The organism is Pseudomonas sp. PDM25 (assembly GCF_019219045.1).
In the GTDB taxonomy this organism is placed as follows: Bacteria; Pseudomonadota; Gammaproteobacteria; order Pseudomonadales; family Pseudomonadaceae; genus Aquipseudomonas.
Genome location: NZ_JAHUWL010000006.1, coordinates 399,077 through 420,206, shown reverse-complemented (window position 1 = coordinate 420,206; position 21,130 = coordinate 399,077). Strand labels below are relative to the sequence as shown.

The 21,130-nt window shown below is 58.8% G+C and carries 24 protein-coding genes; 16 read left to right on the top strand and 8 right to left on the bottom strand.

The window, feature by feature from the left end; genetic code table 11:
- The first annotated feature begins 116 nt into the window (after positions 1-116).
- Genes benA through KW848_RS14165 form a run of 5 tightly spaced genes read left to right on the top strand, consistent with a single transcriptional unit; the run spans position 117 to position 4,529 of the window.
- On the top strand, positions 117-1,481 hold the full coding sequence (benA, locus tag KW848_RS14185) for a benzoate 1,2-dioxygenase large subunit (RefSeq protein ID WP_218537219.1): 1,365 nt from the start codon (positions 117-119) through the stop codon (positions 1,479-1,481).
- Complete coding sequence (gene benB, locus KW848_RS14180) at positions 1,478-1,966, top strand: benzoate 1,2-dioxygenase small subunit (RefSeq protein WP_218537218.1); 489 nt, start codon at positions 1,478-1,480, stop codon at positions 1,964-1,966. The genes benA and benB overlap by 4 nt, the downstream gene beginning before the upstream one ends.
- A gap of 10 nt (positions 1,967-1,976) precedes the next feature.
- Entirely contained in the window at positions 1,977-2,990 is a 1,014-nt protein-coding gene (benC, locus tag KW848_RS14175) for a benzoate 1,2-dioxygenase electron transfer component BenC (RefSeq protein ID WP_033057713.1), read from the top strand.
- Positions 2,991-3,014: 24 nt separating this feature from the next.
- Positions 3,015-3,788, top strand: coding sequence for a 1,6-dihydroxycyclohexa-2,4-diene-1-carboxylate dehydrogenase (locus KW848_RS14170; protein WP_218537217.1), 774 nt, complete (start codon positions 3,015-3,017; stop codon positions 3,786-3,788).
- A 42-nt stretch (positions 3,789-3,830) separates the two neighbouring features.
- On the top strand, positions 3,831-4,529 hold the full coding sequence (locus KW848_RS14165; RefSeq protein WP_218537216.1) for an alpha/beta hydrolase: 699 nt from the start codon (positions 3,831-3,833) through the stop codon (positions 4,527-4,529).
- 6 nt (positions 4,530-4,535) lie between these two features.
- Here the strand turns inward: KW848_RS14165 and KW848_RS14160 are convergent, their stop codons facing one another.
- Positions 4,536-4,898, bottom strand: coding sequence for an NUDIX hydrolase (locus tag KW848_RS14160; RefSeq protein WP_134099629.1), 363 nt, complete (start codon positions 4,896-4,898; stop codon positions 4,536-4,538).
- Positions 4,899-5,109: 211 nt separating this feature from the next.
- Here KW848_RS14160 and KW848_RS14155 point away from each other — a divergent pair, with 211 nt between their 5' ends.
- Positions 5,110-5,313 carry a DUF2188 domain-containing protein gene (locus KW848_RS14155; protein WP_111452175.1) on the top strand — a complete coding sequence of 68 codons (204 nt, stop codon included), beginning with the start codon at positions 5,110-5,112 and terminating at the stop codon, positions 5,311-5,313.
- 57 nt (positions 5,314-5,370) lie between these two features.
- Here the strand turns inward: KW848_RS14155 and osmE are convergent, their stop codons facing one another.
- Positions 5,371-5,727, bottom strand: coding sequence for an osmotically-inducible lipoprotein OsmE (osmE, locus tag KW848_RS14150; RefSeq protein WP_218537215.1), 357 nt, complete (start codon positions 5,725-5,727; stop codon positions 5,371-5,373).
- Between the two features lie 13 nt (positions 5,728-5,740).
- Positions 5,741-5,980 (bottom strand): hypothetical protein, encoded by a 240-nt coding sequence (locus tag KW848_RS14145; RefSeq protein ID WP_033057722.1) that lies wholly within the window; start codon positions 5,978-5,980, stop codon positions 5,741-5,743.
- Positions 5,981-6,149: 169 nt separating this feature from the next.
- Between KW848_RS14145 and KW848_RS14140 the strand changes: the two genes are divergently transcribed.
- The gene (locus KW848_RS14140; protein WP_008154569.1) at positions 6,150-6,368 is read left to right on the top strand and encodes a hypothetical protein; all 219 of its coding nucleotides are present in this window, start codon (positions 6,150-6,152) and stop codon (positions 6,366-6,368) included.
- Positions 6,369-6,520: 152 nt separating this feature from the next.
- Here the strand turns inward: KW848_RS14140 and KW848_RS14135 are convergent, their stop codons facing one another.
- Positions 6,521-6,712, bottom strand: coding sequence for a hypothetical protein (locus KW848_RS14135; RefSeq protein ID WP_218537214.1), 192 nt, complete (start codon positions 6,710-6,712; stop codon positions 6,521-6,523).
- A gap of 8 nt (positions 6,713-6,720) precedes the next feature.
- On the opposite strand from KW848_RS14135, the gene KW848_RS14130 reads away from it, so the two are divergent.
- Genes KW848_RS14130 through KW848_RS14120 form a run of 3 tightly spaced genes read left to right on the top strand, consistent with a single transcriptional unit; the run spans position 6,721 to position 9,961 of the window.
- Positions 6,721-8,010, top strand: coding sequence for an FAD-binding oxidoreductase (locus KW848_RS14130; RefSeq protein WP_218537213.1), 1,290 nt, complete (start codon positions 6,721-6,723; stop codon positions 8,008-8,010).
- A gap of 25 nt (positions 8,011-8,035) precedes the next feature.
- A complete protein-coding gene (locus tag KW848_RS14125; protein WP_218537212.1) occupies positions 8,036-8,590 on the top strand; it encodes a helix-turn-helix domain-containing protein in 555 nt (184 codons plus the stop codon).
- 24 nt (positions 8,591-8,614) lie between these two features.
- A complete protein-coding gene (locus KW848_RS14120; protein ID WP_218537211.1) occupies positions 8,615-9,961 on the top strand; it encodes a glutamine synthetase family protein in 1,347 nt (448 codons plus the stop codon).
- A 220-nt stretch (positions 9,962-10,181) separates the two neighbouring features.
- Here KW848_RS14120 and KW848_RS14115 read toward each other — a convergent pair whose 3' ends face one another.
- Complete coding sequence (locus KW848_RS14115; RefSeq protein WP_218537210.1) at positions 10,182-10,814, bottom strand: response regulator transcription factor; 633 nt, start codon at positions 10,812-10,814, stop codon at positions 10,182-10,184.
- 33 nt (positions 10,815-10,847) lie between these two features.
- On the bottom strand, positions 10,848-12,215 hold the full coding sequence (locus KW848_RS14110; protein WP_111452180.1) for a cache domain-containing protein: 1,368 nt from the start codon (positions 12,213-12,215) through the stop codon (positions 10,848-10,850).
- Between the two features lie 691 nt (positions 12,216-12,906).
- Between KW848_RS14110 and KW848_RS14105 the strand changes: the two genes are divergently transcribed.
- A complete protein-coding gene (locus tag KW848_RS14105) occupies positions 12,907-14,964 on the top strand; it encodes a carbon starvation CstA family protein (RefSeq protein WP_218537209.1) in 2,058 nt (685 codons plus the stop codon).
- A gap of 14 nt (positions 14,965-14,978) precedes the next feature.
- The gene (locus KW848_RS14100) at positions 14,979-15,176 is read left to right on the top strand and encodes a YbdD/YjiX family protein (RefSeq protein WP_046049791.1); all 198 of its coding nucleotides are present in this window, start codon (positions 14,979-14,981) and stop codon (positions 15,174-15,176) included.
- An 89-nt stretch (positions 15,177-15,265) separates the two neighbouring features.
- On the opposite strand, the gene KW848_RS14095 is transcribed toward KW848_RS14100, so the two are convergent.
- Together KW848_RS14095 and KW848_RS14090 are read right to left on the bottom strand one after the other, a co-directional pair.
- On the bottom strand, positions 15,266-15,979 hold the full coding sequence (locus tag KW848_RS14095) for a metallophosphoesterase (RefSeq protein WP_218537208.1): 714 nt from the start codon (positions 15,977-15,979) through the stop codon (positions 15,266-15,268).
- Positions 15,980-16,094: 115 nt separating this feature from the next.
- Positions 16,095-16,292 (bottom strand): hypothetical protein, encoded by a 198-nt coding sequence (locus tag KW848_RS14090; protein WP_218537207.1) that lies wholly within the window; start codon positions 16,290-16,292, stop codon positions 16,095-16,097.
- Between the two features lie 564 nt (positions 16,293-16,856).
- On the opposite strand from KW848_RS14090, the gene KW848_RS14085 reads away from it, so the two are divergent.
- From KW848_RS14085 to KW848_RS14070, 4 genes are all read left to right on the top strand, one after another.
- Positions 16,857-17,258 (top strand): DUF5329 domain-containing protein, encoded by a 402-nt coding sequence (locus tag KW848_RS14085; protein ID WP_218537206.1) that lies wholly within the window; start codon positions 16,857-16,859, stop codon positions 17,256-17,258.
- Positions 17,259-18,121: 863 nt separating this feature from the next.
- Positions 18,122-19,102, top strand: a complete 981-nt coding sequence (locus KW848_RS14080) for a quinone oxidoreductase (RefSeq protein WP_056740523.1) — start codon at positions 18,122-18,124, stop codon at positions 19,100-19,102.
- A 14-nt stretch (positions 19,103-19,116) separates the two neighbouring features.
- Positions 19,117-19,965 (top strand): TauD/TfdA family dioxygenase, encoded by an 849-nt coding sequence (locus KW848_RS14075; protein ID WP_192407845.1) that lies wholly within the window; start codon positions 19,117-19,119, stop codon positions 19,963-19,965.
- Positions 19,966-20,052: 87 nt separating this feature from the next.
- Positions 20,053-21,105, top strand: a complete 1,053-nt coding sequence (locus KW848_RS14070; RefSeq protein WP_008155072.1) for a 3-keto-5-aminohexanoate cleavage protein — start codon at positions 20,053-20,055, stop codon at positions 21,103-21,105.
- Positions 21,106-21,130 lie beyond the last annotated feature (25 nt).

Sequence of the window (21,130 nt, the reverse complement as noted above, 5' to 3'; positions counted from 1 at the left end):
TTCCGAAAATGCGTTCTGCACTAAACGGATAAAGGTCTGCACCCAGCGGATAGTCCACCCCATTGCCCCGTCCTAGCATGAGCCTTGCCTGAACAATAACAATGGAGGCGGCGGCCATGACCCTGCGACCCGAATATCTTCAATCCCTGCTTGAGGACGATCCAGAACAAGGCATCTACCGCTGCAAGCGCGAGATGTTCACCGACCCGCGGCTGTTCGATCTCGAGATGCAGCACATCTTCGAAGGCAACTGGCTGTACCTGGCCCACGAAAGCCAGATCCCCAACAAAAACGACTTCTACACCACCACCATGGGGCGCCAGTCGATTTTCATCGCGCGCAACAAGGACGGTGAGCTCAATGCGTTCCTCAACGCCTGCAGCCATCGCGGCGCGACGCTGTGCCGGCACAAGTCCGGCAACAAAAGTTCGTACACCTGCCCATTCCACGGCTGGACCTTCAACAACTCCGGCAAGCTGCTCAAGGTCAAGGATCCGGCCGAAGCGGGCTACCCGGCGAGCTTCAACTGCGAAGGCTCCCACGACCTGACCAAAGTCGCGCGTTTCGAGTCATATCGCGGTTTCCTGTTTGGTAGCCTCAAGGCCGATGTCGTGCCATTGGTTGAACACCTGGGCGAGTCGGCGAAGATCATCGACATGATCGTCGACCAGTCCGTCGATGGCCTGGACGTGCTGCGCGGTTCCTCCAGCTACATCTACGAAGGCAACTGGAAGCTCACCGCCGAAAACGGCGCCGACGGTTATCACGTCAGCTCCGTGCACTGGAACTACGCCGCCACCCAGAACCAGCGCAAGCAGCGCGAAGCCGGCGATTGCAACCCGACCATGAGTGCCGGCAGTTGGGCCAAGCAGGGCGGTGGTTTCTACTCCTTCGACAAGGGCCATATGCTGCTCTGGACCCGTTGGGCCAACCCTGAAGATCGCCCGCTGTACGAGCGTCGTGATGAATTGGCCCAGGACTTCGGCAAGGCTCGCGCCGACTGGATGATCGAGAACTCGCGCAACCTGTGCCTGTACCCGAACGTGTACCTGATGGACCAGTTCAGTTCGCAGATCCGTATCGCCAGGCCAATCTCGGTCAACCGCACGGAAATCACCATTTACTGCATCGCCCCCAAAGGCGAAAGCGACCACGCCCGTTCGAGCCGGATTCGTCAGTACGAAGACTTCTTCAACGTCAGCGGCATGGCTACCCCGGATGATTTGGAAGAGTTTCGTTCCTGCCAGACCAGTTATCAGGGCAGCGTCACGACGTGGAACGACATGTCCCGTGGCGCTGAACACTGGATCGAAGGCGCTGATGAGGCGGCCAAGGAAATAGACCTGCATCCGCTGCTCAGCGGAGTGCGCACCGAAGACGAAGGCCTGTTCGTGCTGCAACACAAGTATTGGCAGCAGACCATGCTCAAGGCCTTGGCCGCCGAGCAGTCCGAACTGATTCCTGTGGAGGCCGTGCAATGACCATCACCTATGACGCCGTGCGTGATTTTCTCTACCGCGAAGCGCGCTACCTCGACGACCGGCAGTGGGACGATTGGCTGGAGTTGTACGCCCCGGACGCGACGTACTGGATGCCATCCTGGGACGACAACGACGAGTTGACCGAAGACCCGCAACGGGAAATCTCGCTGATCTGGTACGGCAACCGCACCGGCCTGGAAGACCGCGTCTTCCGCATCAAGACCGAGCGTTCCAGCGCCACCATGCCGGACACCCGCACCTCGCACAACATCAGCAACATCGAGCTGCTTGAACAGGCCGATGGCTTGTGCAACGTGCGCTTCAACTGGCACACCCTGAGCTTTCGCTACAAGACCGTCGACAGCTATTTCGGCAGCAGTTTCTACACCCTCGATGTGCGCGGTGAAAACCCGCTGATCAAGGCCAAGAAAGTGATCCTGAAGAACGATTACGTTCGCCAGGTCATCGATGTCTACCACCTGTGAGGCAGCGGTCATGACTCATTCCATCGCATTCAATTTCGAAGACGGCGTCACCCGATTCATCGACGCCAATGTCGGCGAAACCGTGGCCGATGCCGCGTATCGCCAGGGCATCAATATTCCACTGGATTGCCGCGACGGCGCCTGCGGTACCTGCAAGTGCTTCGCCGAGGCCGGCCGTTATGATTTGGGCGAAGAGTACATCGAAGATGCGCTCAGCGCGGAAGAGGCCGAGCAAGGTTTTGTCCTGACCTGCCAGATGCGCGCCCAGAGCGATTGCGTGGTGCGCGTGCCGACCTCATCCGAGGTGTGCCGCACCCGTCAGGCCAGCTACGACGCGACCATCAGTGCCGTGCGGCAGTTGTCCGACAGCACCATCGCGCTGTCGATCAAGGGCGAAGCCCTGAGCAAACTGGCGTTCCTGCCGGGGCAATACGTGAACCTGGGGATTCCCGGCAGCGAGCAGACCCGCGCCTATTCGTTCAGCTCGTTGCAGCGCGATGGCGAGGTCAGTTTCCTGATCCGCAACGTGCCCGGTGGCTTGATGAGCAGCTTCCTCACCGGCATGGCCAAAGCCGGCGACAGCATGAGCCTGGCCGGGCCGTTGGGCAGTTTCTACCTGCGCGACATTCGCCGTCCGTTGTTGCTGCTGGCCGGCGGTACGGGGCTGGCACCGTTCACCGCGATGCTGGAAAAAATCGCCGAGCAGGGCAGTGAACATCCGCTGCATTTGATCTACGGCGTGACCAACGATTTCGATCTGGTGGAAATGGATCGACTCGAAGCCTTTGCCGCGCGAATCCCGAACTTCAGCTTCAGTGCCTGCGTCGCCAACCCGGATAGTCAGCACCCGCTCAAGGGCTACGTGACCCAGCACATCGAGCCGCAGCATTTGAACGAAGGTGACGTCGATGTCTACCTGTGCGGCCCGCCGCCGATGGTCGAAGCGGTCAGCCAGTTCATCCGCGAAAAAGGCATCGCACCGACAAACTTTTACTACGAGAAATTTGCCGCCAGCGCGGCCTGAGCCGCGCTGTTGTGGGAGAGAGACATGAACAGGTTCCACGAAAAAGTCGCGCTGATCACCGGCGCAGCCCAAGGCATCGGTCGGCGCGTTGCCGAGCGCATGGCGGCGGAAGGGGCGCGGTTGATTCTGGTCGATTGCTCCGAGCGGGTGTTCGAAGTTCAGCAGCAATTGGGGCAGGGCAGCCAGGTGCTCGCGCTGACCGCCGATCTTGAGCAATACAGCGAGTGCAGCCGCGTCATGCAAACCGCCGTCGAGCGTTTCGGGCGTCTGGATGTGCTGGTCAATAATGTCGGCGGGACGATCTGGACCAAGCCTTTTGAGCATTACGAAACGTCGCAGATCGAGGCCGAAGTGCGCCGTTCGCTGTTCCCGACGCTGTGGTGCTGTCATGCCGCGCTGCCGTTCATGCTTGAGCAGGGCAGTGGCGCCATCGTCAATGTTTCGTCCATCGCCACGCGCAGTGTCAATCGTGTGCCGTACGGTGCGGCGAAGGGTGGGGTCAACGCGCTGACCGCGTGCCTGGCCTTCGAAACCGCCGGTCGCGGGATTCGGGTCAATGCCACCGCGCCCGGTGGTACCGAAGCGCCGCCGCGGGTCATTCCACGCAACAGCGCCGATCAGAGCGAGCAAGAGAAGGTCTGGTATCAGCAGATTGTCGACCAGACGCTCGACAGCAGTTTGATGAAGCGCTATGGCACGCTGGATGAGCAGGCAAGCGCTATCCTGTTTCTGGCCAGCGACGAAGCGTCTTATATCACCGGCATGATCATGCCGGTCGGTGGCGGCGACCAGGGCTGACGCGACTTGCCAACAACCCCATCCTCAATCGGAGTCATCGCAATGAGCGACAAACCCACGATCGTGCTGGTCCATGGTTTTTGGGGCGGCGCTGCCCACTGGAACAAGGTCATCGCCGAGTTGATTCACAAGGGCATTACGAACATCCGCGCGGTGGAGATGCCGCTGACTTCATTGGCAGACGATGCAGAGCGCACGCGCAAGATGGTCGCTCAAGTGTCGGGACCTGTGTTGTTGGTGGGGCATTCCTATGGCGGCGCGGTGATCACCGAGGCCGGCGATCAGCCGAACGTGGTGGGGCTGGTGTACATCGCTGCCTTCGCGCCGGACGCCGGTGAAAGTCCCGGCGGCATCACGCAACGGCATCCACCCGCTGCGGCGGCCAACCTGGCTCCCGACAGCGACGGTTATTTGTGGGTCAAACCTGAGCTCTATCACGAAAGCTTCTGCCAGGACCTGCCCGCGACCGAAGGGTTGGTGATGGGCATCACCCAGAAAGCGCCGCTGGCTACCACCTTCGGCGACACCATTACCACGGTGGCGTGGAAGAAGAAGCCGTCGTGGTATCAGGTTTCTGCGGATGACAGGATGATCGCACCGCAAAATCAGCAATGGATGGCGGGGCGGCTGAACGCCAGGGAGATCCTGACCCTGAACGCCAGCCATGCGTCCCTGGCTTCGATGCCGGTCGAGATTGCAGCGTTCATCGATAAGGCCGCGACGGCGTTGGCCGCAGGATAGAGAACCTTACAGGCGACGCTGAAACGCTTTGATGATTCTGAGCGTCGCGTCGCTTGTGTTCAGGTTCTGGACCGCATCCAGCGGATACCAGATGCAATCGAAAATTTCGTTTTGCGGGCGGGCCTCATCCGCGTTCGCCACTGAGGCCTCGTACACATGGTGTCGGGTGCTGCCCGTTTGCAACTCCATCAGGTACAGCATCCCGTCGACCCCAAGCCCAGTCTCTTCCTCAAGCTCTCGCGTGGCGGCGTCGGCAATGGCTTCACCTCGCTCAACCTTTCCGCCGGGCAGCATCCAGCGACTCCTAGGCTTGCGCACCAGGAGAATGTGCCGGTCCTGCTCGCAAATGACGGTCGCGCGTACTTTCATGTGTTACCTGATTGCTGTTTGTCATAAAACAGTCATAAAAATGCAATATTCGCGCCGAGATGTCTGTCTCAATGGTTGGAGTGGTGGACGAGGCTGAAAGTGCAACCGGGTGCCGAAATCCTGGCGCGACGTCTGGTTGGCACTTCATGGAAGGTCGGGTGTAAGGTATTCAAGTGAATTCAGGATCATCACTGCCGAAATGGAGGTGACTATGAGCGTTCCGATGCTGACCAAAATGCACATGAATGGTTATGACGTACTCAGCGTGAACAACGGCCCGTGGCGGGTGTGCACCAAAGGTGACCGGCTTGGAGCCTTTGGCAGTAGAGAGGAAGCACTGGCTTTTGCGGCTGCGCTTCCCGGCTACAAGGCCAGGGCAAGTCGGCCTGCACGCAGCCAGAAATCAGATAAATAACGCGCTTGAAGCCCCGGTTCGCCGGGGCTTTTCTTTGCTGGGCGCTGAGGTCCCAGGCTAATAACCGCCGCCACCACCGGTGCTGCGGGAGGGTTCTCGGGCTTTTTGCTGCGCGTTACTCCATTCCGCGCAGGTCATGAAGCTTTTATGGTCGACCTTGCCCCTGCCATCGAAACTGACGTTGTACGTTTGCTGATGGCCGGCCTGTTTCAGCTTGTAATCAAAGCAAGTGCCAGGCTCAACGGTGCGATCCGTTATGGATAAAGGCTGGCCGCCAATCTGCTGGACTTGATCCTTGGTCATGCCGGTCTCGACCTTTGCGACCAGCGGCTGATCCCTATAGACACGCGATTCGGTGCTGCAGCCACCCGACGCGGCCAGTACAACGACCAGCGCGCATAGAGGCTTGTGCATGGCAATGCTCCTGCTATTGAGCTTTCGTTCGAGTGATGATTTTGGCTTTCACTTCCTCGGCATACCCCTTCAGTCGTTCTTCATCTCCCTGAAACAACTCGCACAGCTTCAGGGTCGCTTGCGCATCCACGTCATTGCCAGCCAGGCGTAGTTGCTCTGCGATGCGTAAAAGTTCTACGGCTGACCATCTCAAATCCGACGCAAGACCTTGCAGGTCACGCCGAAGTTCATTTTCAGATTCGTTAAGCCACATGATGACCTCCTGCCAATCTCCGCTACGAAATTTTAGTCCCATTTCCCGGGCCAGGGCGTTTTGTTCGTCTGACCGTTGACGCAACCTTTTGTCGGGAAAATGAACGCGAACCCGCAGATTTGATGTCGTAGTGAGGTAGTGAATTTTTGCTAGGGCGAGGCAACTTCAAATGACGGCGACTGATGACTTTAGATTTCATGCCCATGAGCTGATCGTTGATCTGGACGCGGCCACCACGGAAATGATGAAACTGATTTCTGCACATCAGTTGAGCGGCCCGGAATGGGAGCGGGTCACTCAATGGCAGCATGAAGCGTACGAAAGATGGATGACTTATCTGAACGAGAGGTCGTATCCCAATCCCGGCGATCAAAACGCCCCTTGCTGAGTTCAGTGCGACGGATGGATGTCGGGGCAGCGACACGCTACCTTCCCCTTTTTTCGGGATAAGGAAGCGTTATGCGCAAATTGATTGGGGGCGTGCTCGCACTGATTTTCTTTTCCCTACGATCGCTTATCCAGTTGTCCACCTGCGCATAATTACGCTGGCGCTTTTCGTCCGGCCCGATGATTCCTGTCGCCTGAAACCCAGGTAGTGCTGCTTTGATAACGCTGCCGCTGAGAAAAAATCCCGCCAGGGTTTCCTGGGCGGGATTTTTTTGTGCCTTGAGCGGTTGTCGTCGTGAAATTTAACGTGTATTTTTTCATGAAATTATAAATATAAAATTTCATGAGGCCGTATGTTCCAGCAATCTACCCAGCACGTTGCCAGCTATTACGCCCACACCTGCGCGGATCGCTTGGTGGATCGAGCTGTCCTTGAGGGCGAGCAGGACACCGAGGTGTTGATCATCGGGGCCGGCTTCAGTGGGTTGCATACGGCGTTGCGTCTGGCCCTGGCCGGTAAGCGTGTGACGTTGCTGGAAGCCAGTCGGGTGGCCTGGGCTGCCTCGGGGCGCAATGGCGGTCAGGCCATTCTCGGTTGGTCGTGTGACATGCCGCCGTTGGAGGCGGCGCTGGGTTATGAGCGTGCGCGCCGGTTATGGGACAGCATGCGTTGGGCTGCCCGGGAGTTGCGAGACTTGCCTGGCCGCCATGGTTTCGATTGTGACTATCGGCCCGGCCACCTCTGGACGTCGGTGATGCCGCGTCGGGTGAGTCTGCTGACAGAATGGCAACACGAGGCCAGCCACAAGTGGGGTCACGATGGTTTGCAGTTCATCGCGCGCGAGGCGCTGCCTGATTGGGTCGCCAGTGAGCGTTACCAGGCAGGCCTGTTCGATCCTGAAGGCGGGCATTTGAATCCGCTGAAACTGGCGCTCGGCCTGGCCGCCGCGATTGAACAGGCCGGTGGACGTATTCATGAACAGAGCAAGGCATTGAGTTATCGCGAAGACGGCGATCGTTACGTGGTCACCACTGAACGTGGTCGCATTCGCGCCGATGTGCTGGTGCTGGCGTGCAACGCCTACCTTGATCGGCTTGATCCGAAGCTGTCGAGTTGTGTGTTACCGGTTGGCACTTATCAGGTGGCCACCGCGCCACTTTCGGTGCAACAGGCGACCGCGCTGCTACCGAGCAATGTGTGCGTCACCGACAACCAGTTTGTCCTCGATTATTTCCGCCGTACGCCGGACAACCGCCTGCTGTTCGGCGGTGGTTGCACTTATCTGGGCGGCATGCCGAAGGACATCGCTGCTGCGACACGGCCCTATCTGGAACGCGTGTTTCCCCAGCTCAGGGGCGTCGAACTGGACTTTGCCTGGGGAGGACACATCGATCTGACCCTCAAGCGCACACCTGACATCGGTCGACGTGGCGATCTCTACTGGTTACAGGGTTACTCAGGGCATGGCGTGCTGCCGACATTGGCCGGGGCGCGCGCCGTGTCCGACGCGATCCTCGGTCAGCCGGATGAGCTGGCGTTGTACCAGGGTTTGACCAACGGCAGTTTTCCCGGTGGAAAGTATTTGGCCGCCCCACTGGAAGCCATCGGCAAGGCCTGGTATCGGCTGCGCGACAGCCTTTGAAACATCAATTTCTGGAAACCTTCAGATGGACATGCAAGAAGAAATCTCGGCGCTGGCGATCCTGATCCAGGACTTGCGCAAACACAAAAAATACACGCTCAAAGAGCTGGCGGACAAAATCGGTCGTTCGGTCGGGTTTCTCTCGCAAGTCGAGCGGGGGTTGTCACGTCCCACGGTGGCGGACTTGACCGCCATCAGCGAAACACTCGGCGTGCCGACCACCTATTTCTACAGCTTGCCCAAGCCCATGGCGTTGCCTTGGGTGACCCGTCCGAATGAGCGACGCACGCTGTATTACGCCGACGGGATCACCGACATCCTCGTCTCTCCGAAGATGAGGGCGTCCTTCTCAATGCTTGAAAGCCAACTGGAGCCCGGCGCCAGCAGTGGTGATCGGCACATGAACGACAGCTCGGAGCAAGGTGGCTATGTCCTCGAGGGGGAGCTGACGCTGTGGCTGGATGACGATAAACCGGTGACATTGCGCACCGGCGACAGTTTTCAACTGGCCAGTCATACGCATTGTCGCTACGGCAACCTCTCGGATCAGCTCGCCCGGGTACTTTGGGTTTACACCTGATAAAAACAACAAGGAACACTAACGATGGATGCTGTCTGCTCTGATCTGGTTGCCGAGGTTCGCGCGTTTCGCCAGCGCTTCCCGCAGGTGCGTTACGTTGACCTGATTTCCCTGGATATTCCCGGGCATTTTTACGGCAAACGCTACCCGATAGAAATGCTCGAGAAGGTCGCCGCCGGCAGCGCGCTCAAGCTGCCGCAAAACTGTGTGTTGCTGGGTACGCAGGGCGGTCTGTTCAAAATCGGCGACTACTGTTTCAACGACGGCGACCCGGATGCTCCACGCCGCCTGGTGCCCGGCACGCTCAAGCCCGTGAGTTGGGAAAAACAACTGCTGGGGCAGATGCTGATTACCTCAAGCGGTACTGAAAAGCCTATTGTTTTCGAGCCGCGTGAAGTGTTGGCGCAGGTGCTTGAGCGCCTCGGCCGAAAAGGGATTTTCCCCGTGGTCGCGTTCGAACTGGAGTTCTATCTGTTCGATCGCCAGCTGCGTGACGGCTTGCCACAGTTCCCTCGCGATCAGCTGACGGACGATGCCGATGATCAGCCGAATATGCACATCGAACGGCTGTCGAGATTTTCACCGGTACTCGATGACATGGTCGAGACAGCGCGGGCGCAAGGCATCGATGCCACGGTGATCACTGCGGAGTTGGGCCCTGGCCAGTTCGAGATCAATTTCGGTCACCTTGACGACGGCCTGCGGGCGGCCGACTGGGCAGCCCTGTTCTGCCGTAGCACACGGGGGGTGGCCCTCAAGCACAACCACCGCGCCAGCTTCATGGCAAAACCCTACTTGCAGCATCCCGGTAGCGGCATGCATGTGCATGTGAGCCTTTACGACGAGGCGGGCACCAACCTGTTGGCGGCTAACAATCAGCAGGCGCTGCGCCATGCGGTGGCCGGTTGCCTTGAAGTGTTGCCGCATTGCATGCCGATCTTTGCACCGAATCACAACGCAATGCGGCGCTTGAGCGGCACGGTGAATGTCGCGACGCGCGCCAGTTGGGGCTTTGAAGATCGTGACGCCTGTCTGCGGGTGCCGGAGTCGGACGCAAAGAATCTGCGCATCGAACATCGCCTGGCGGGCGCGGATGCCAATCCATATCTGGTGTTGGCGGCGATTCTGGTCGGACTGGAGCAAGGGCTGGAAGTGGGGCGTGAACCGATTGCATCCCTCAACGAAGATCGTGGCAGCGGAATCGACTTCCCGCTTGAGATGCTGGAGGCCGTGCGTTCGATGCAAAACAACGTGCAGCTGCGCGAGGGTTTGGGGGCAGAGTTTGTAGATGTCTACTGCGAAAACAAGCGCCAGGACCATTTGGCATTCCTGCAGGACATCAGTGCGCGGGAGTATCGCTGGTACCTCTAAATCAGTCCTTGTCGCTACTCGTCCATAAAAAATGTGTGGATATTGAATGAGTTAGAAGCTTTAGTAACTGGATAGTGAGTCCAAATATCTTGTTACAGGCGGAAATATTAAGTAATATTCGCCCCGCGTTCACCACCACGGTTTATGCATTTTGAGTCCCAGGCGTCCATCAGCTGCCTGGGATTTTTTTTGCCTGAAATTCGCGACAACTGTATATCCGCTACCGCGAGATGATCCCGTGATCGATCGCGTATTTGACCAGGGCGGCCGGTTTGTCGATGTTGAGTTTGCGACGGATGCTCAGTCGATGGGTTTCTACCGTGCGAACGCTGATGTCCAGTTCGCGGGCCATCTCCTTGTTGTTCAGCCCTTGAGCCATCTTGTACAACACCTGGCTCTCGCGCGGTGTCAGCTCGTTGTCGGTGTTTTTATCGGCGATGAGCCGCTGGGCGATCTCTGCGCTGTAGAACGTGCCGCCACTGGCGATGGCTTCGATTGCGGCGATGATTTCCCGCGACGGTGAGTTCTTCAGTACATAGCCGCTGGCCCCCGCGCGCACGGACTCACTCACGTATTCATTATTGTCGTACATGCTGAGCACCAGCACCTTGAGCGACGGGTACTGGCTGCGCAACACCCGGGTCAGCTCGAGCCCGTTCATGTCCCGCAGGCTGATGTCGACCAGCAACAGGTCCGGCTGGCAGCGTCCGACCATTTCAATGGCATCCGCGCCACTCTCGGCTTCGCCCACCACTTCCAGGGGGGCCATGACCGCCAGCAGCGCTTTGATCCCGTCGCGGACCAGGGCGTGATCGTCGATCAGGGCGACGCGGATCGGGTAGGGCAGGTTCATCGCGGGTATTCACTCTTGTTGTCAGGGGGTGAGTCAGCGTGTTGTACCGGGCATTTTCATTGGCAGCCAAACGTCCAGCTCGCTTCTTCCCGGCATCGAGATCAGGTCGAATCGTCCACCAAAATGCTCGACACGCTCGCGGATGTTACGCAGGCCAATGCCCGCATGACGACGTTCGACCTGGGCGACGTTGAAACCGATACCGTCATCGACCACCGTCAACCGTATGGAATCTTCGGACCCGTGCAGGGTAATGGAGACGTTTTTAGCCTGGGCGTGTCGTTCAATATTAGTCAGGCCTTCTTGCACGATGCGAAACAGCGAGACCGCTGCCCCATCGACCAGGTGACAGTCGAATTCGTTGTCGTTAAAAGTCACCACCAGGCCGCTGCGTTGCTCGAATTCTGCGGCGAGTTGACCGATTGCGGCCGGCAGGCCCAGGGTGTCGAGCAGCGAGGAACGCAGGTCGTGGGAGAGGCTGCGAACCTCGCCAATCGCTTCCCCCAGGCGTTCCGTAGCGTCTCTCAGCGTACTCAATCCCTTGTCGTGTGCTTGCCCATTTTCGAGCAGGTGGCTGGCTAGCTCGAACTGAAACTTGATCGAGACCAGTAGCTGGCTGATGCCGTCGTGCAGTTCGCGGGAAACCCGTGAGCGCTCTTCCTCTTGCAAGCTGACGATACGCTGGGTCAGGCGCTGCAGTTTTTTGTCGGCCAGACGATGCTCGCTGACGTTGAGCGTCATGCCGCTGGCGAAGACAAACAGCACCGCTACGAGGGCCACTGCGGCAATCGCCAGCATGGTTTTACGAATGCCCTGGGCCACTTCGTCACGCGCCTGCTGGGTCGCGCGTTCAACGTCTTCAAGGTAGATGCCGGTGCCGAGCATCCAGCCCCAACGATCCAGCATCACCACATAGGCGAGCTTGTCGGTCACTTGGCCGGAGGAGGGTTTGTTCCAGGCGTAGCGCTGAAAGCCTTCGCCTGATTGCGCACTTTTGAGCAACGCCTGGATCACGGGCAAACCGTGAGGGTCTTTCATGTCCCACAGGTATTTGCCCACCAGCTCCGACTGGCGCGCGTGCATCAGGCTGCGTCCTTCGTGGTCGTAGACGAAGAAGTAGCCATTGATGCCAAAGCTGAGTTTGCGCAGTTCTTCCAGCACTTGTTGCTGTGCGTGTTCGTCACCGTGGCCGTCGTCGTACAGTGGCTCGATCAGGCTTTGTGCCATTTCGACGTAGTTTTTAAGTTCTGCGCGTTTGCTGGCCAGGATGCTGTCTTCGATCAGTTGCGCCTGTTGTTCACCCAGTTGGCGGTTCATGGATATCACCAGCGCGCAGATGACGGCGATGGCCAATACCAACGGCAGAATCCCGAGCGCGACGATTTTGTGTTTGAGCTGCATCTCTGCTCCTGTCCGGACCGAGGGAAGGCGAAGGCACGGCATCATATGCCAAAGATACGCGCGTCCAGTAGCGGTGCTGGAAAACCCGCACCGTCTATGACGAAAAGGCTTACTTGCAGGCTTTAACGCGGCGCGGATCAACGTTGATAGAGGCGCCGATGGAGGTAGCCACAGGTTGACGGAGAGGCTCAGGGCGTGAAGGGGCGGGTGGATCAAGATCAAGAGCTGCAGGCGAGCTAACGCTCGGCCTGTTGAGTGGTGAGAAGCGAAAGCGAACACGGATCCCCTGTGGGAGTGAGCCTGCTCGCGATGGCGGCCTGACAGCCGACCAATCGCCCGCAGGTGTACACCATTCCCCTGTGCGGGCTTGCTCGCGATGGCGGTCTATCAACCGGCCCATCCTGGCGGGTGAATACCGATCCCCTGTGGGAGCGGGCTTGCTCGCGAAGGCGGTATATCAGACGACATCAACGTTGAATGACGAATTGCATTTGCGACCCAGTCGAATCGCTGAACCGTCGCTCCAACAAGAAACTCACCGCCATCTACGTAGAACTACGTAGGCGCCACGTACGTAGTAACGCGGATTTATTTGTAGACGGCATGCGGGGATATTGGGCCAGCTCCGCACAGCGGACACAATTATAAAAATTACCGCCGCAGTCCACTGGCTGTCGGCAGGAGACACGCTATGCCCCGTCTGGCTAAACACCTCGCCTGGTTTGCCGTGGCTGTTCTGGGAGCGTTTGCGCTAAGTGTCGTGGCCCTGCGCCGCGGCGAAGCGATCAATGCCCTCTGGATCGTAGTCGCAGCAGTCGCTATCTATCTCGTCGCTTACCGCTATTACAGCCTGTTCATCGCTACCAAAGTGATGCAACTCGACCCCAATCGTGCCACGCCCGCTGTCGTCAACAATGACGGTCTGGACTACGTGCCGACCAATAAACACGTCCTCTTCGGTCACCACTTCGCGGCCATCGCTGGCGCGGGGCCGCTGGTCGGTCCGGTCCTGGCGGCGCAGATGGGCTATCTGCCCGGTACGCTGTGGCTGATTGCCGGCGTGGTGCTGGCCGGTGCCGTTCAGGACTTCATGGTCCTGTTCATGTCCACCCGCCGCAACGGCCGTTCCCTCGGCGACATGGTTCGTGAGGAAATGGGCCGCATCCCCGGGACCATCGCGCTGTTTGGCTGCTTCCTGATCATGATCATCATCCTCGCGGTGCTGGCGCTGATCGTTGTGAAAGCCCTGGCCGAAAGCCCGTGGGGGATTTTCACGGTGATGGCGACCATCCCGATCGCGATGTTCATGGGCATTTACATGCGCTACATCCGTCCGGGCCGCATCGGTGAAATCTCCGTGGTCGGCGTGCTGTTGCTGCTCGGTTCGATCTGGCTGGGCGGGCAGATTGCTGCTGATCCGGTCTGGGCCAAGGCCTTTACTTTTACCGGGATCCAGATTACCTGGATGCTGATCGGCTACGGTTTCGTCGCTGCGGTATTGCCGGTGTGGCTGATTCTGGCGCCGCGTGACTACCTGTCGACCTTCCTCAAAATCGGCACCATCGTGGCCTTGGCGATCGGCATCCTGATCACCATGCCCGAGCTGAAAATGCCGGCGTTGACCCAGTTTATCGATGGCACCGGCCCGGTGTGGAAGGGCGGTCTGTTCCCGTTCCTGTTCATCACCATCGCCTGTGGCGCTGTCTCCGGTTTCCATGCGCTGATTGCTTCGGGCACTACGCCGAAGTTGTTGGCCAGCGAAGGCCATGCCCGTTACATCGGTTACGGTGGCATGCTGATGGAATCCTTCGTCGCCATCATGGCCATGGTTGCTGCGTCGGTGATCGAGCCGGGCGTGTACTTCGCCATGAACAGCCCGGCGGCGCTTGTCGGCTCTGACGCTGTTACGGTTGCTCAGACCGTCAGCAGCTGGGGCTTTGCGATTACTCCGGAAGCCCTGCAAGCGGTGGCCAAGGACATCGGTGAAACCACCATTCTGGCCCGTGCCGGCGGCGCACCGACCCTGGCGGTCGGTATCGCGCAGATCCTGCACCACCTTCTGCCGGGTGAGAACACCATGGCATTCTGGTACCACTTCGCGATCCTGTTTGAGGCGCTGTTCATTCTGACGGCAGTCGACGCCGGTACTCGTGCTGGCCGTTTCATGCTGCAGGACTTGCTCGGCTCCTTCGTGCCGGCGCTGAAACGCACCGAATCCTGGACCGCCAACCTGATCGCAACCGCCGGGTGTGTGGCGATGTGGGGTTACTTGTTGTACCAGGGCGTGATCGATCCGCTGGGTGGCATCAACACCTTGTGGCCGCTGTTCGGTATCTCCAACCAGATGCTGGCCGGTATCGCGCTGATGTTGGCGACCGTTGTGCTGATCAAAATGAAACGCCAGCGCTACGTCTGGGTCACCATGCTGCCCGCCGTGTGGCTGCTGATCTGCACCACCACTGCCGGCTTCATCAAGCTGTTCGATGCCAACCCGGCGATCGGTTTCCTGGCCCTGGCCAAGAAGTACAGCGATGCGCTGGCCAACGGTCAGATCCTCGCCCCGGCGAAGAGCATCGATCAGATGCAGCACGTGATCTACAACGCCTACACCAACGCAACGCTGACGGCGCTGTTCTTGCTGGTGGTCTTCAGCATCCTGTTCTTTGCGCTCAAGGTCGGTATCGCCGCCTGGGGCACTAAAGAACGTACGGATAAAGAAGCGCCATTCCAGGCTCTGCCGGACGCTTGATCGAGGATTGCAGCATGTTCAATGACCTGAGTCGTCTCGGTAAATACCTCGGTCAGGCCGCGCGCCTGATGGTCGGCATGCCCGACTACGACAATTACGTCGAGCACATGCAAACCAAACACCCGGACAAGCCGGTGATGAGTTATGAGGTGTTCTTTCGGGAACGCCAGGAAGCTCGTTACGGAAGCAAGGCCGGGCCGAAGTGCTGTTGATGATCGGTGGCAGTGATGCCACCTGAATAGCTAATAAAGAACCCGGCTGATGAGGCCGGGTTTTTTTTGAGTGGCCGAACTGTGTTGAGTCAGCTTGCGGGGATGGTTTCGAGTGTTTCGAGATCCAGCAGGGTGAAATAACCACGGTCCGGCCTCCAGCCACCCGTATCGATGTGAATCACATTGCCAAGGCTGAGGGGCATATAAAGCGGCGTATGCCCTACGACCAGTGCGCGCAGGCCTTCAACGCCATGCGCCTCGTGCTGATCGATCCGTCTTCGTGACCACATGCAGTAGTGCTGCACCTCCTGCAGACGCCTGTTGCTTTCCGGCGACTCCAGTTCGTTTCGCAGTTGCTGCCATGATGGAAATGGACAATCGGCGTGCACGATGCCGATCAGGCCGTAGGCCGTTTCGACTTCGATCGCGATAGGGAGCTTGGCGAACTGCGCCGCGAATGCTTGCTTCTCGAACGGCGACAGGTCCAAGAACCATGAGCCGCCGTTGTCGATCCAGCTGTCGACGTCGCAGGTATCGAAGTACACCACGTAGTCGTCATGGTTGCCTCGCACCGGGTGGAACCATGCTTTGTCCAGCCAATCGAGCGCATCGTGACACTCGGGCCCACGGTCAATCAGATCGCCAACACTGAACAGGCGATCGACCAAGCGATTGAATCCGGCTGCGTCCAGAGCGTCCTGCAACCGGGTGAAATGGCCGTGAATGTCACCGACCGCGAAATCTCGACCGGCAACGTTTGCGGCGAAGTGCTTGACACGTGACATCTCTAAATTTTCGAGCATGGGAATGCCACTCCGGCAGCTCCCCAACGGGCTAGTCAGTTGAGTTTAGGCCAAGAAGTGGTATTCGACCGTTACCGCCTGCCCAACAGGCTGCCCGGATCAAGCGCGGTTAGAGTCAGTAACTTGTTGCCTGACCATAGTGTTTGTCCTGCACGCCGGCGATAAGGTGCAGAGGCACGTGTTGCGCATCGGTGGATGGCACTTCGAAACTTTCCACAATCTGGGTGTGGCGCTCACTCAGCCCGGTCGACTCTTCGACAAGAGCTTTAGCCATTCTCGCGTGGTTCGCTGCGATTTCATTGAGAGTTGACACGTTACATCTCCCGGTGACTGACCAAGCGCATCGCTGGCGTCCTAAGCGTTAATTAAAGTGCTGCCGCGTCAGAATTATGTCGTTCTGGGGCTGCTACGAGCGTCTTGTGCAAACCTTGAGCCAGGCGCTGTCAAAAAAATCGCGCAGCGTTTCCGATGCGACGAATGGTGGTTACTGGCTGCTAAGGGGATATTTCCTGAGCCTATAAAGAGCCTGTACGGCTGGGGAAAAGGTGATTAGACGTGCAGAAGTTGTTTTGTTAAAAAAATAGTGCATGGTCGCTGTTGACGCACCAATGCATCTCCATTCGGTTAGATGGATATCGCCCAACATTGAGCTGGGCAATGATCAATGAGTCTGATGCCGATACAGGGATAAGTAACTGCGACTTTGGCCAACTGCTCGCGCACAGAGGCATTGGGCTCATTGATCCCCTTTCTCTTCCTCAGGTTGATCCTTTCGAACAAAAGAACATCGCGCAGGGGAGTGCGTGCAGGCTGGCCGAGCGCTGGCTGCTCGGGCGATGCCGCGCTACAGTCTTCGTTTTCAGGACAGGGAAGTATCATGTGGATTTTGAAAGTAGTGGTGATTCGACCCATTATCCGCCGATGGCTGATCGCTGTTTCTATCGGTCTTTTTGCAGTGGCGGGCGGTGTACAGGCTCAAACCTCGCCACAGGCGAACCAGGAGATAAAGGGCTTGCTGGATTTTGTGGAGCGCAGTGAGTGTAAGTTCGTGCGCAACGGCAGTGAGTACCCTGGGACCCAGGCTCGGGCACATCTCGAAAAGAAGCTGAATTATCTTGAAGGCAAGAACCTGGTAAGCAGCGCAGAAGATTTCATCGATCTTGCTGCCACTAAAAGCAGCATGAGTGGCAAAGCCTATGAAGTGCGTTGCCCGACAGGCGTCCAGCCTACGAGCACCTGGCTGAAGATGGAGTTACAGAGACAACGTCAGCTCCATTGAGCGGGGGTACATATCCGTTTCTGCGGTAACGGCGGCTGGCGGTTTCGCTCTTACAGCCAGCCCTTTTTCAAACGCCAAAAAGGAACCAAAAGGCTTTGCCCCTCCATTCGGTGCCTCGCCTAGGCTCGGCATGCCCTCACTCCGGCATTGCTCCGGGGGCCCGCCGCCATCGGCCATCCATGGCCGGGGGCGGCTACCGCGGCATCCTTGCCGCGGTGCCCCCTGCGCAACGCCTGCGTTCGGCCTCTGGGAAAGGGGCAAGCAGATCAAGATCAAAAGCCAAAGCAACGGCAACGGCAACGGCAAGATCAACAGCTTCGCGAGCAAGCCCGCTCCCACATAAAGCAGATCGGCGTACAGCTTTTGCTTCTCACCACTCAACAGGCCGAGCGTTAGCTCGCCTCCAGCTTTTGATCTTGAGGTGTACGCCCCCTATATCGGGAGGCTTCGTTCCGGTTCTGCGCAGTGGGCAACCCGGCATGGATGCCGGGTTAGCCGCCCCCGGCCATGGATGGCCGATGGCGGCGGGCCCACGGAGCAGGACCGGAGCGAGGGCATGCCGAGCCTTAGCGAGGCACCGAACGAAAGGGGCAAGAGCCCTTGGTTACTTGGGGCTCTTCCAAGTGACTCGCTGTAAAAGCGAAACCAATAGCCGCCGTGACCGCAGAAACGGATATGTACCCCGGCATCAGCCCCCACTTGCCGTGCTTTTACATTTCCGGGATTCGTACACGCACACCGTTGTCATGAAATGAAAAGCCATTGTCGTCTGATGAGAAGCGACTCCCCAGACGGCGTCCTACAGTCCAATCAGCGCAATTCGACGCAGCACGCCCATCTTGCAGATTGGAGAATAAGAAAAAATGGCCAAAGCCGTACGCTTCTACGAAACCGGTGGTCCCGAAGTCCTTCGTTATGAGGAGGTCGAAGTTGGCGACCCCGGTCCAGGCCAGGTTCGTCTTCGTCATGTGGCGGTCGGCCTGAACTATGCCGATACCTACTTTCGCAATGGCACCTACCCGATCCCGATGCCCAACGGCATGGGGGTTGAAGCCTCCGGTGTGGTCCAGGCCATCGGCGAGGGCGTCACCAATGTCCGCGTGGGTGATCGCGTCACCTATACCGGTTTTCTCAATACCTTGGGGGCCTACAGCACCGAGCGTCTGATCCCGGCCGCGCCGTTGATCAAGCTGCCGGAAACCATCAGTTTCGAGACCGCCGCCGCCATGACCATGCGCGGCTTGACGTCCTCATACCTGATGCGGCGCATTTACGATTTCAAGGCCGGCGACAGCATTCTGCTGCACGCCGCTGCTGGTGGCGTGGGCCTGATCGTTTCACAGTGGGCCAAGCTGCTCGGCCTCACCGTCATCGGCACCGTGTCCACCGAGGTCAAGGGCGAAATCGCCCGGGCCCATGGCTGCGACCATGTCATCAATTACAGCCACGAAGACGTCGCCCAGCGCGTGCGCGAGTTGACGGACGGCGTCGGTGTCAACGTGGTGTTCGACAGCGTCGGCAAGAACACCTTCATGGGTTCGCTGGATTCGCTCAAGCGTCGTGGCCTGATGGTGTGCGTCGGCACGGCATCAGGACCGATCCCGGCCTTCGATCCGGTGATGCTGGCAATGAAAGGCTCGCTGTTCATGACCCGTCCGGCCCTGGCCGATTACATCGCCGACCCGGCGGAAAAAGCCGCCCTGGCCGGCGAATTGTTCGACCACGTTGGCAGCGGTCGGATCAAGATCGAGATCAACCAGCACTATGCTTTGCAGGATGCCGTGCAGGCCCATCGCGACCTGGAATCACGCAAGACCACGGGCTCTTCGATTTTCGTCATTTAAGGGAGTCGTCTGCCATGAAAGTCGAACAATTGACCTGCAGCATTGGCGCCGAACTGATCGGCGTCAACCTCGCCGACGCGGTCCATGACGACGGTCTTTTTGCCGAGATTCGTGCTCAGTTGCTCAAGCATCGGGTGGTGTTCCTGCGTGATCAGGACATCACTCGCGCCGAGCACGTGGCCTTCGCCCGCCGCTTCGGTGAGTTGGAAGATCATCCGGTGGCCGGCAGCGATCCGGATCATCCCGGGCTGGTGCGCATCTACAAGAACCCGGACCAGCCAATGGACCGCTACGAAAACGCCTGGCACACCGACGCGACCTGGCGCGAGGCGCCGCCGATGGGCTGCGTACTGCGCTGCGTAGAGTGCCCACCGGTGGGCGGCGATACCATGTGGGCCAACATGGTCGAGGCTTATGCGCGTTTGCCGGAGGACGTAAAGGTCAAGATTGCCGACCTGCGCGCCCGCCACAGCATCGAAGCAAGCTTTGGCGCCGCCATGCCGATCGAAAAACGTCTGGCGCTCAAGGCGATGTACCCGGATGCCGAGCACCCGGTGGTGCGCACTCATCCGGAAACCGGAGAGAAGGTGCTGTTCGTCAACGCCTTCACGACGCACTTGAGCAACTACCACACCCCCGATCGCGTGCGCTTTGGCCAGGACGCCAACCCTGGCGCGAGCGAGTTGCTGCGCTACCTGATCAGCCAGGCCTACATCCCCGAGTATCAGGTGCGCTGGCGCTGGAAACCCAACAGCATCGCCATCTGGGATAACCGCAGCACCCAGCACTACGCCGTCATGGATTACCCGCCGTGCCATCGCAAGATGGAGCGTGCCGGGATTATCGGCGACAAGACCTACTGATCGACCCCTACTGCATTCGCACTCGTAAACACGTCTGCCCGGCACGATCCCGGGTGGGCGCGACAATCATAAAAACAGGAGTAACTCATGCAATTCTTCGACGATTCCCTGCACCCGGAAAACATGGAAAAGGTGGTCATCACCGTGGCCCCGTACGGCCCGGAATGGATGCCGGAAGACTTCCCCGAAGACATCCCGCTGACCATGGACGAACAGGTGCAAAAAGCGGTCGAATGTTATGAGGCCGGTGCCACCGTCTTGCACTTGCACGTGCGCGAGCTGGACGGCAAGGGTTCCAAGCGTCTGTCCAAGTTCAACGAATTGATCGCCGGCGTGCGTGAAGCCGTGCCGGACATGATCATCCAGGTCGGTGGTTCGATTTCCTTCGCACCGGAAAGCGATGGCGAAGCCGCCAAGTGGCTGTCGGACGATACGCGACACATGCTGGCCGAGCTGACGCCAAAACCGGATCAGGTCACGGTGGCGATCAACACCACCCAGATGAACATCATGGAACTGCTGTATCCGGAATATCTGGAAGGCACGTCCCTGGCCAATCCCCTGTATCAGGCCGCCTACAGCGAAATGACTGTTCCGGCAGGCCCGGCCTGGGTCGCCGAGCACCTCAAGCGTCTGATGGACAACGGCATCCAGCCGCACTTCCAGCTGACCGGCATGCACGCCATGGAAACCCTCGAGCGTCTGGTGCGCAGGGGCGTCTACAAGGGCCCGTTGAACCTGACCTGGATCGGCATTGGCGGCGGTTTCGATGGCCCTAATCCGTTCAACTTCTTCAACTTCATCCACCGCGCGCCGGACGGTTGCACCCTGACCTCCGAGTCGCTGCTCAAGAACGTCATGCCGTTCAACACCATGTCGATGGCCATGGGTATGCACCCGCGTGTGGGCAATGAAGACACTATCATTGATCACAAGGGCGATCGTTTCGGCTCAGTTGCGCAGATCAAGCAGACCGTGCGTATCGCCCATGAGCTGGGTCGCGAAATCGCCACCGGTAAAGAAGCCCGTGAGATCTACCGCATCGGCGTGCAGTACCAGAGCATCGAAGAAACGTTGCTGGCCAACGGCATGGCCCCCAACCGCAAGGCTGGGCAGAAAGGTGTGCCGCAACGCGGCTGATCGGCCGACGAAGCGGGTGGTCAAT

Bases quoted from the DNA above. Each gene is read 5' to 3' on its own strand.
- KW848_RS14075 (WP_192407845.1), top strand. From the start codon at position 19,117: ATGAAAGTCGAACAATTGACCTGCAGCATTGGCGCCGAACTGATCGGC.
- KW848_RS14095 (WP_218537208.1), bottom strand. From the start codon at position 15,979: ATGCTCGAAAATTTAGAGATGTCACGTGTCAAGCACTTCGCCGCAAAC.
- KW848_RS14140 (WP_008154569.1), top strand. From the start codon at position 6,150: ATGACGGCGACTGATGACTTTAGATTTCATGCCCATGAGCTGATCGTT.
- KW848_RS14105 (WP_218537209.1), top strand. From the start codon at position 12,907: ATGCCCCGTCTGGCTAAACACCTCGCCTGGTTTGCCGTGGCTGTTCTG.
- benC (WP_033057713.1), top strand. From the start codon at position 1,977: ATGACTCATTCCATCGCATTCAATTTCGAAGACGGCGTCACCCGATTC.
- benB (WP_218537218.1), top strand. From the start codon at position 1,478: ATGACCATCACCTATGACGCCGTGCGTGATTTTCTCTACCGCGAAGCG.
- KW848_RS14070 (WP_008155072.1), top strand. From the start codon at position 20,053: ATGCAATTCTTCGACGATTCCCTGCACCCGGAAAACATGGAAAAGGTG.
- KW848_RS14135 (WP_218537214.1), bottom strand. From the start codon at position 6,712: ATGAAATTTTATATTTATAATTTCATGAAAAAATACACGTTAAATTTC.
- KW848_RS14160 (WP_134099629.1), bottom strand. From the start codon at position 4,898: ATGAAAGTACGCGCGACCGTCATTTGCGAGCAGGACCGGCACATTCTC.
- KW848_RS14125 (WP_218537212.1), top strand. From the start codon at position 8,036: ATGGACATGCAAGAAGAAATCTCGGCGCTGGCGATCCTGATCCAGGAC.
- KW848_RS14130 (WP_218537213.1), top strand. From the start codon at position 6,721: ATGTTCCAGCAATCTACCCAGCACGTTGCCAGCTATTACGCCCACACC.
- KW848_RS14170 (WP_218537217.1), top strand. From the start codon at position 3,015: ATGAACAGGTTCCACGAAAAAGTCGCGCTGATCACCGGCGCAGCCCAA.
- KW848_RS14080 (WP_056740523.1), top strand. From the start codon at position 18,122: ATGGCCAAAGCCGTACGCTTCTACGAAACCGGTGGTCCCGAAGTCCTT.
- KW848_RS14085 (WP_218537206.1), top strand. From the start codon at position 16,857: ATGTGGATTTTGAAAGTAGTGGTGATTCGACCCATTATCCGCCGATGG.
- KW848_RS14165 (WP_218537216.1), top strand. From the start codon at position 3,831: ATGAGCGACAAACCCACGATCGTGCTGGTCCATGGTTTTTGGGGCGGC.
- KW848_RS14110 (WP_111452180.1), bottom strand. From the start codon at position 12,215: ATGCAGCTCAAACACAAAATCGTCGCGCTCGGGATTCTGCCGTTGGTA.
- benA (WP_218537219.1), top strand. From the start codon at position 117: ATGACCCTGCGACCCGAATATCTTCAATCCCTGCTTGAGGACGATCCA.
- KW848_RS14100 (WP_046049791.1), top strand. From the start codon at position 14,979: ATGTTCAATGACCTGAGTCGTCTCGGTAAATACCTCGGTCAGGCCGCG.
- KW848_RS14115 (WP_218537210.1), bottom strand. From the start codon at position 10,814: ATGAACCTGCCCTACCCGATCCGCGTCGCCCTGATCGACGATCACGCC.
- osmE (WP_218537215.1), bottom strand. From the start codon at position 5,727: ATGCACAAGCCTCTATGCGCGCTGGTCGTTGTACTGGCCGCGTCGGGT.
- KW848_RS14120 (WP_218537211.1), top strand. From the start codon at position 8,615: ATGGATGCTGTCTGCTCTGATCTGGTTGCCGAGGTTCGCGCGTTTCGC.
- KW848_RS14145 (WP_033057722.1), bottom strand. From the start codon at position 5,980: ATGTGGCTTAACGAATCTGAAAATGAACTTCGGCGTGACCTGCAAGGT.
- KW848_RS14155 (WP_111452175.1), top strand. From the start codon at position 5,110: ATGAGCGTTCCGATGCTGACCAAAATGCACATGAATGGTTATGACGTA.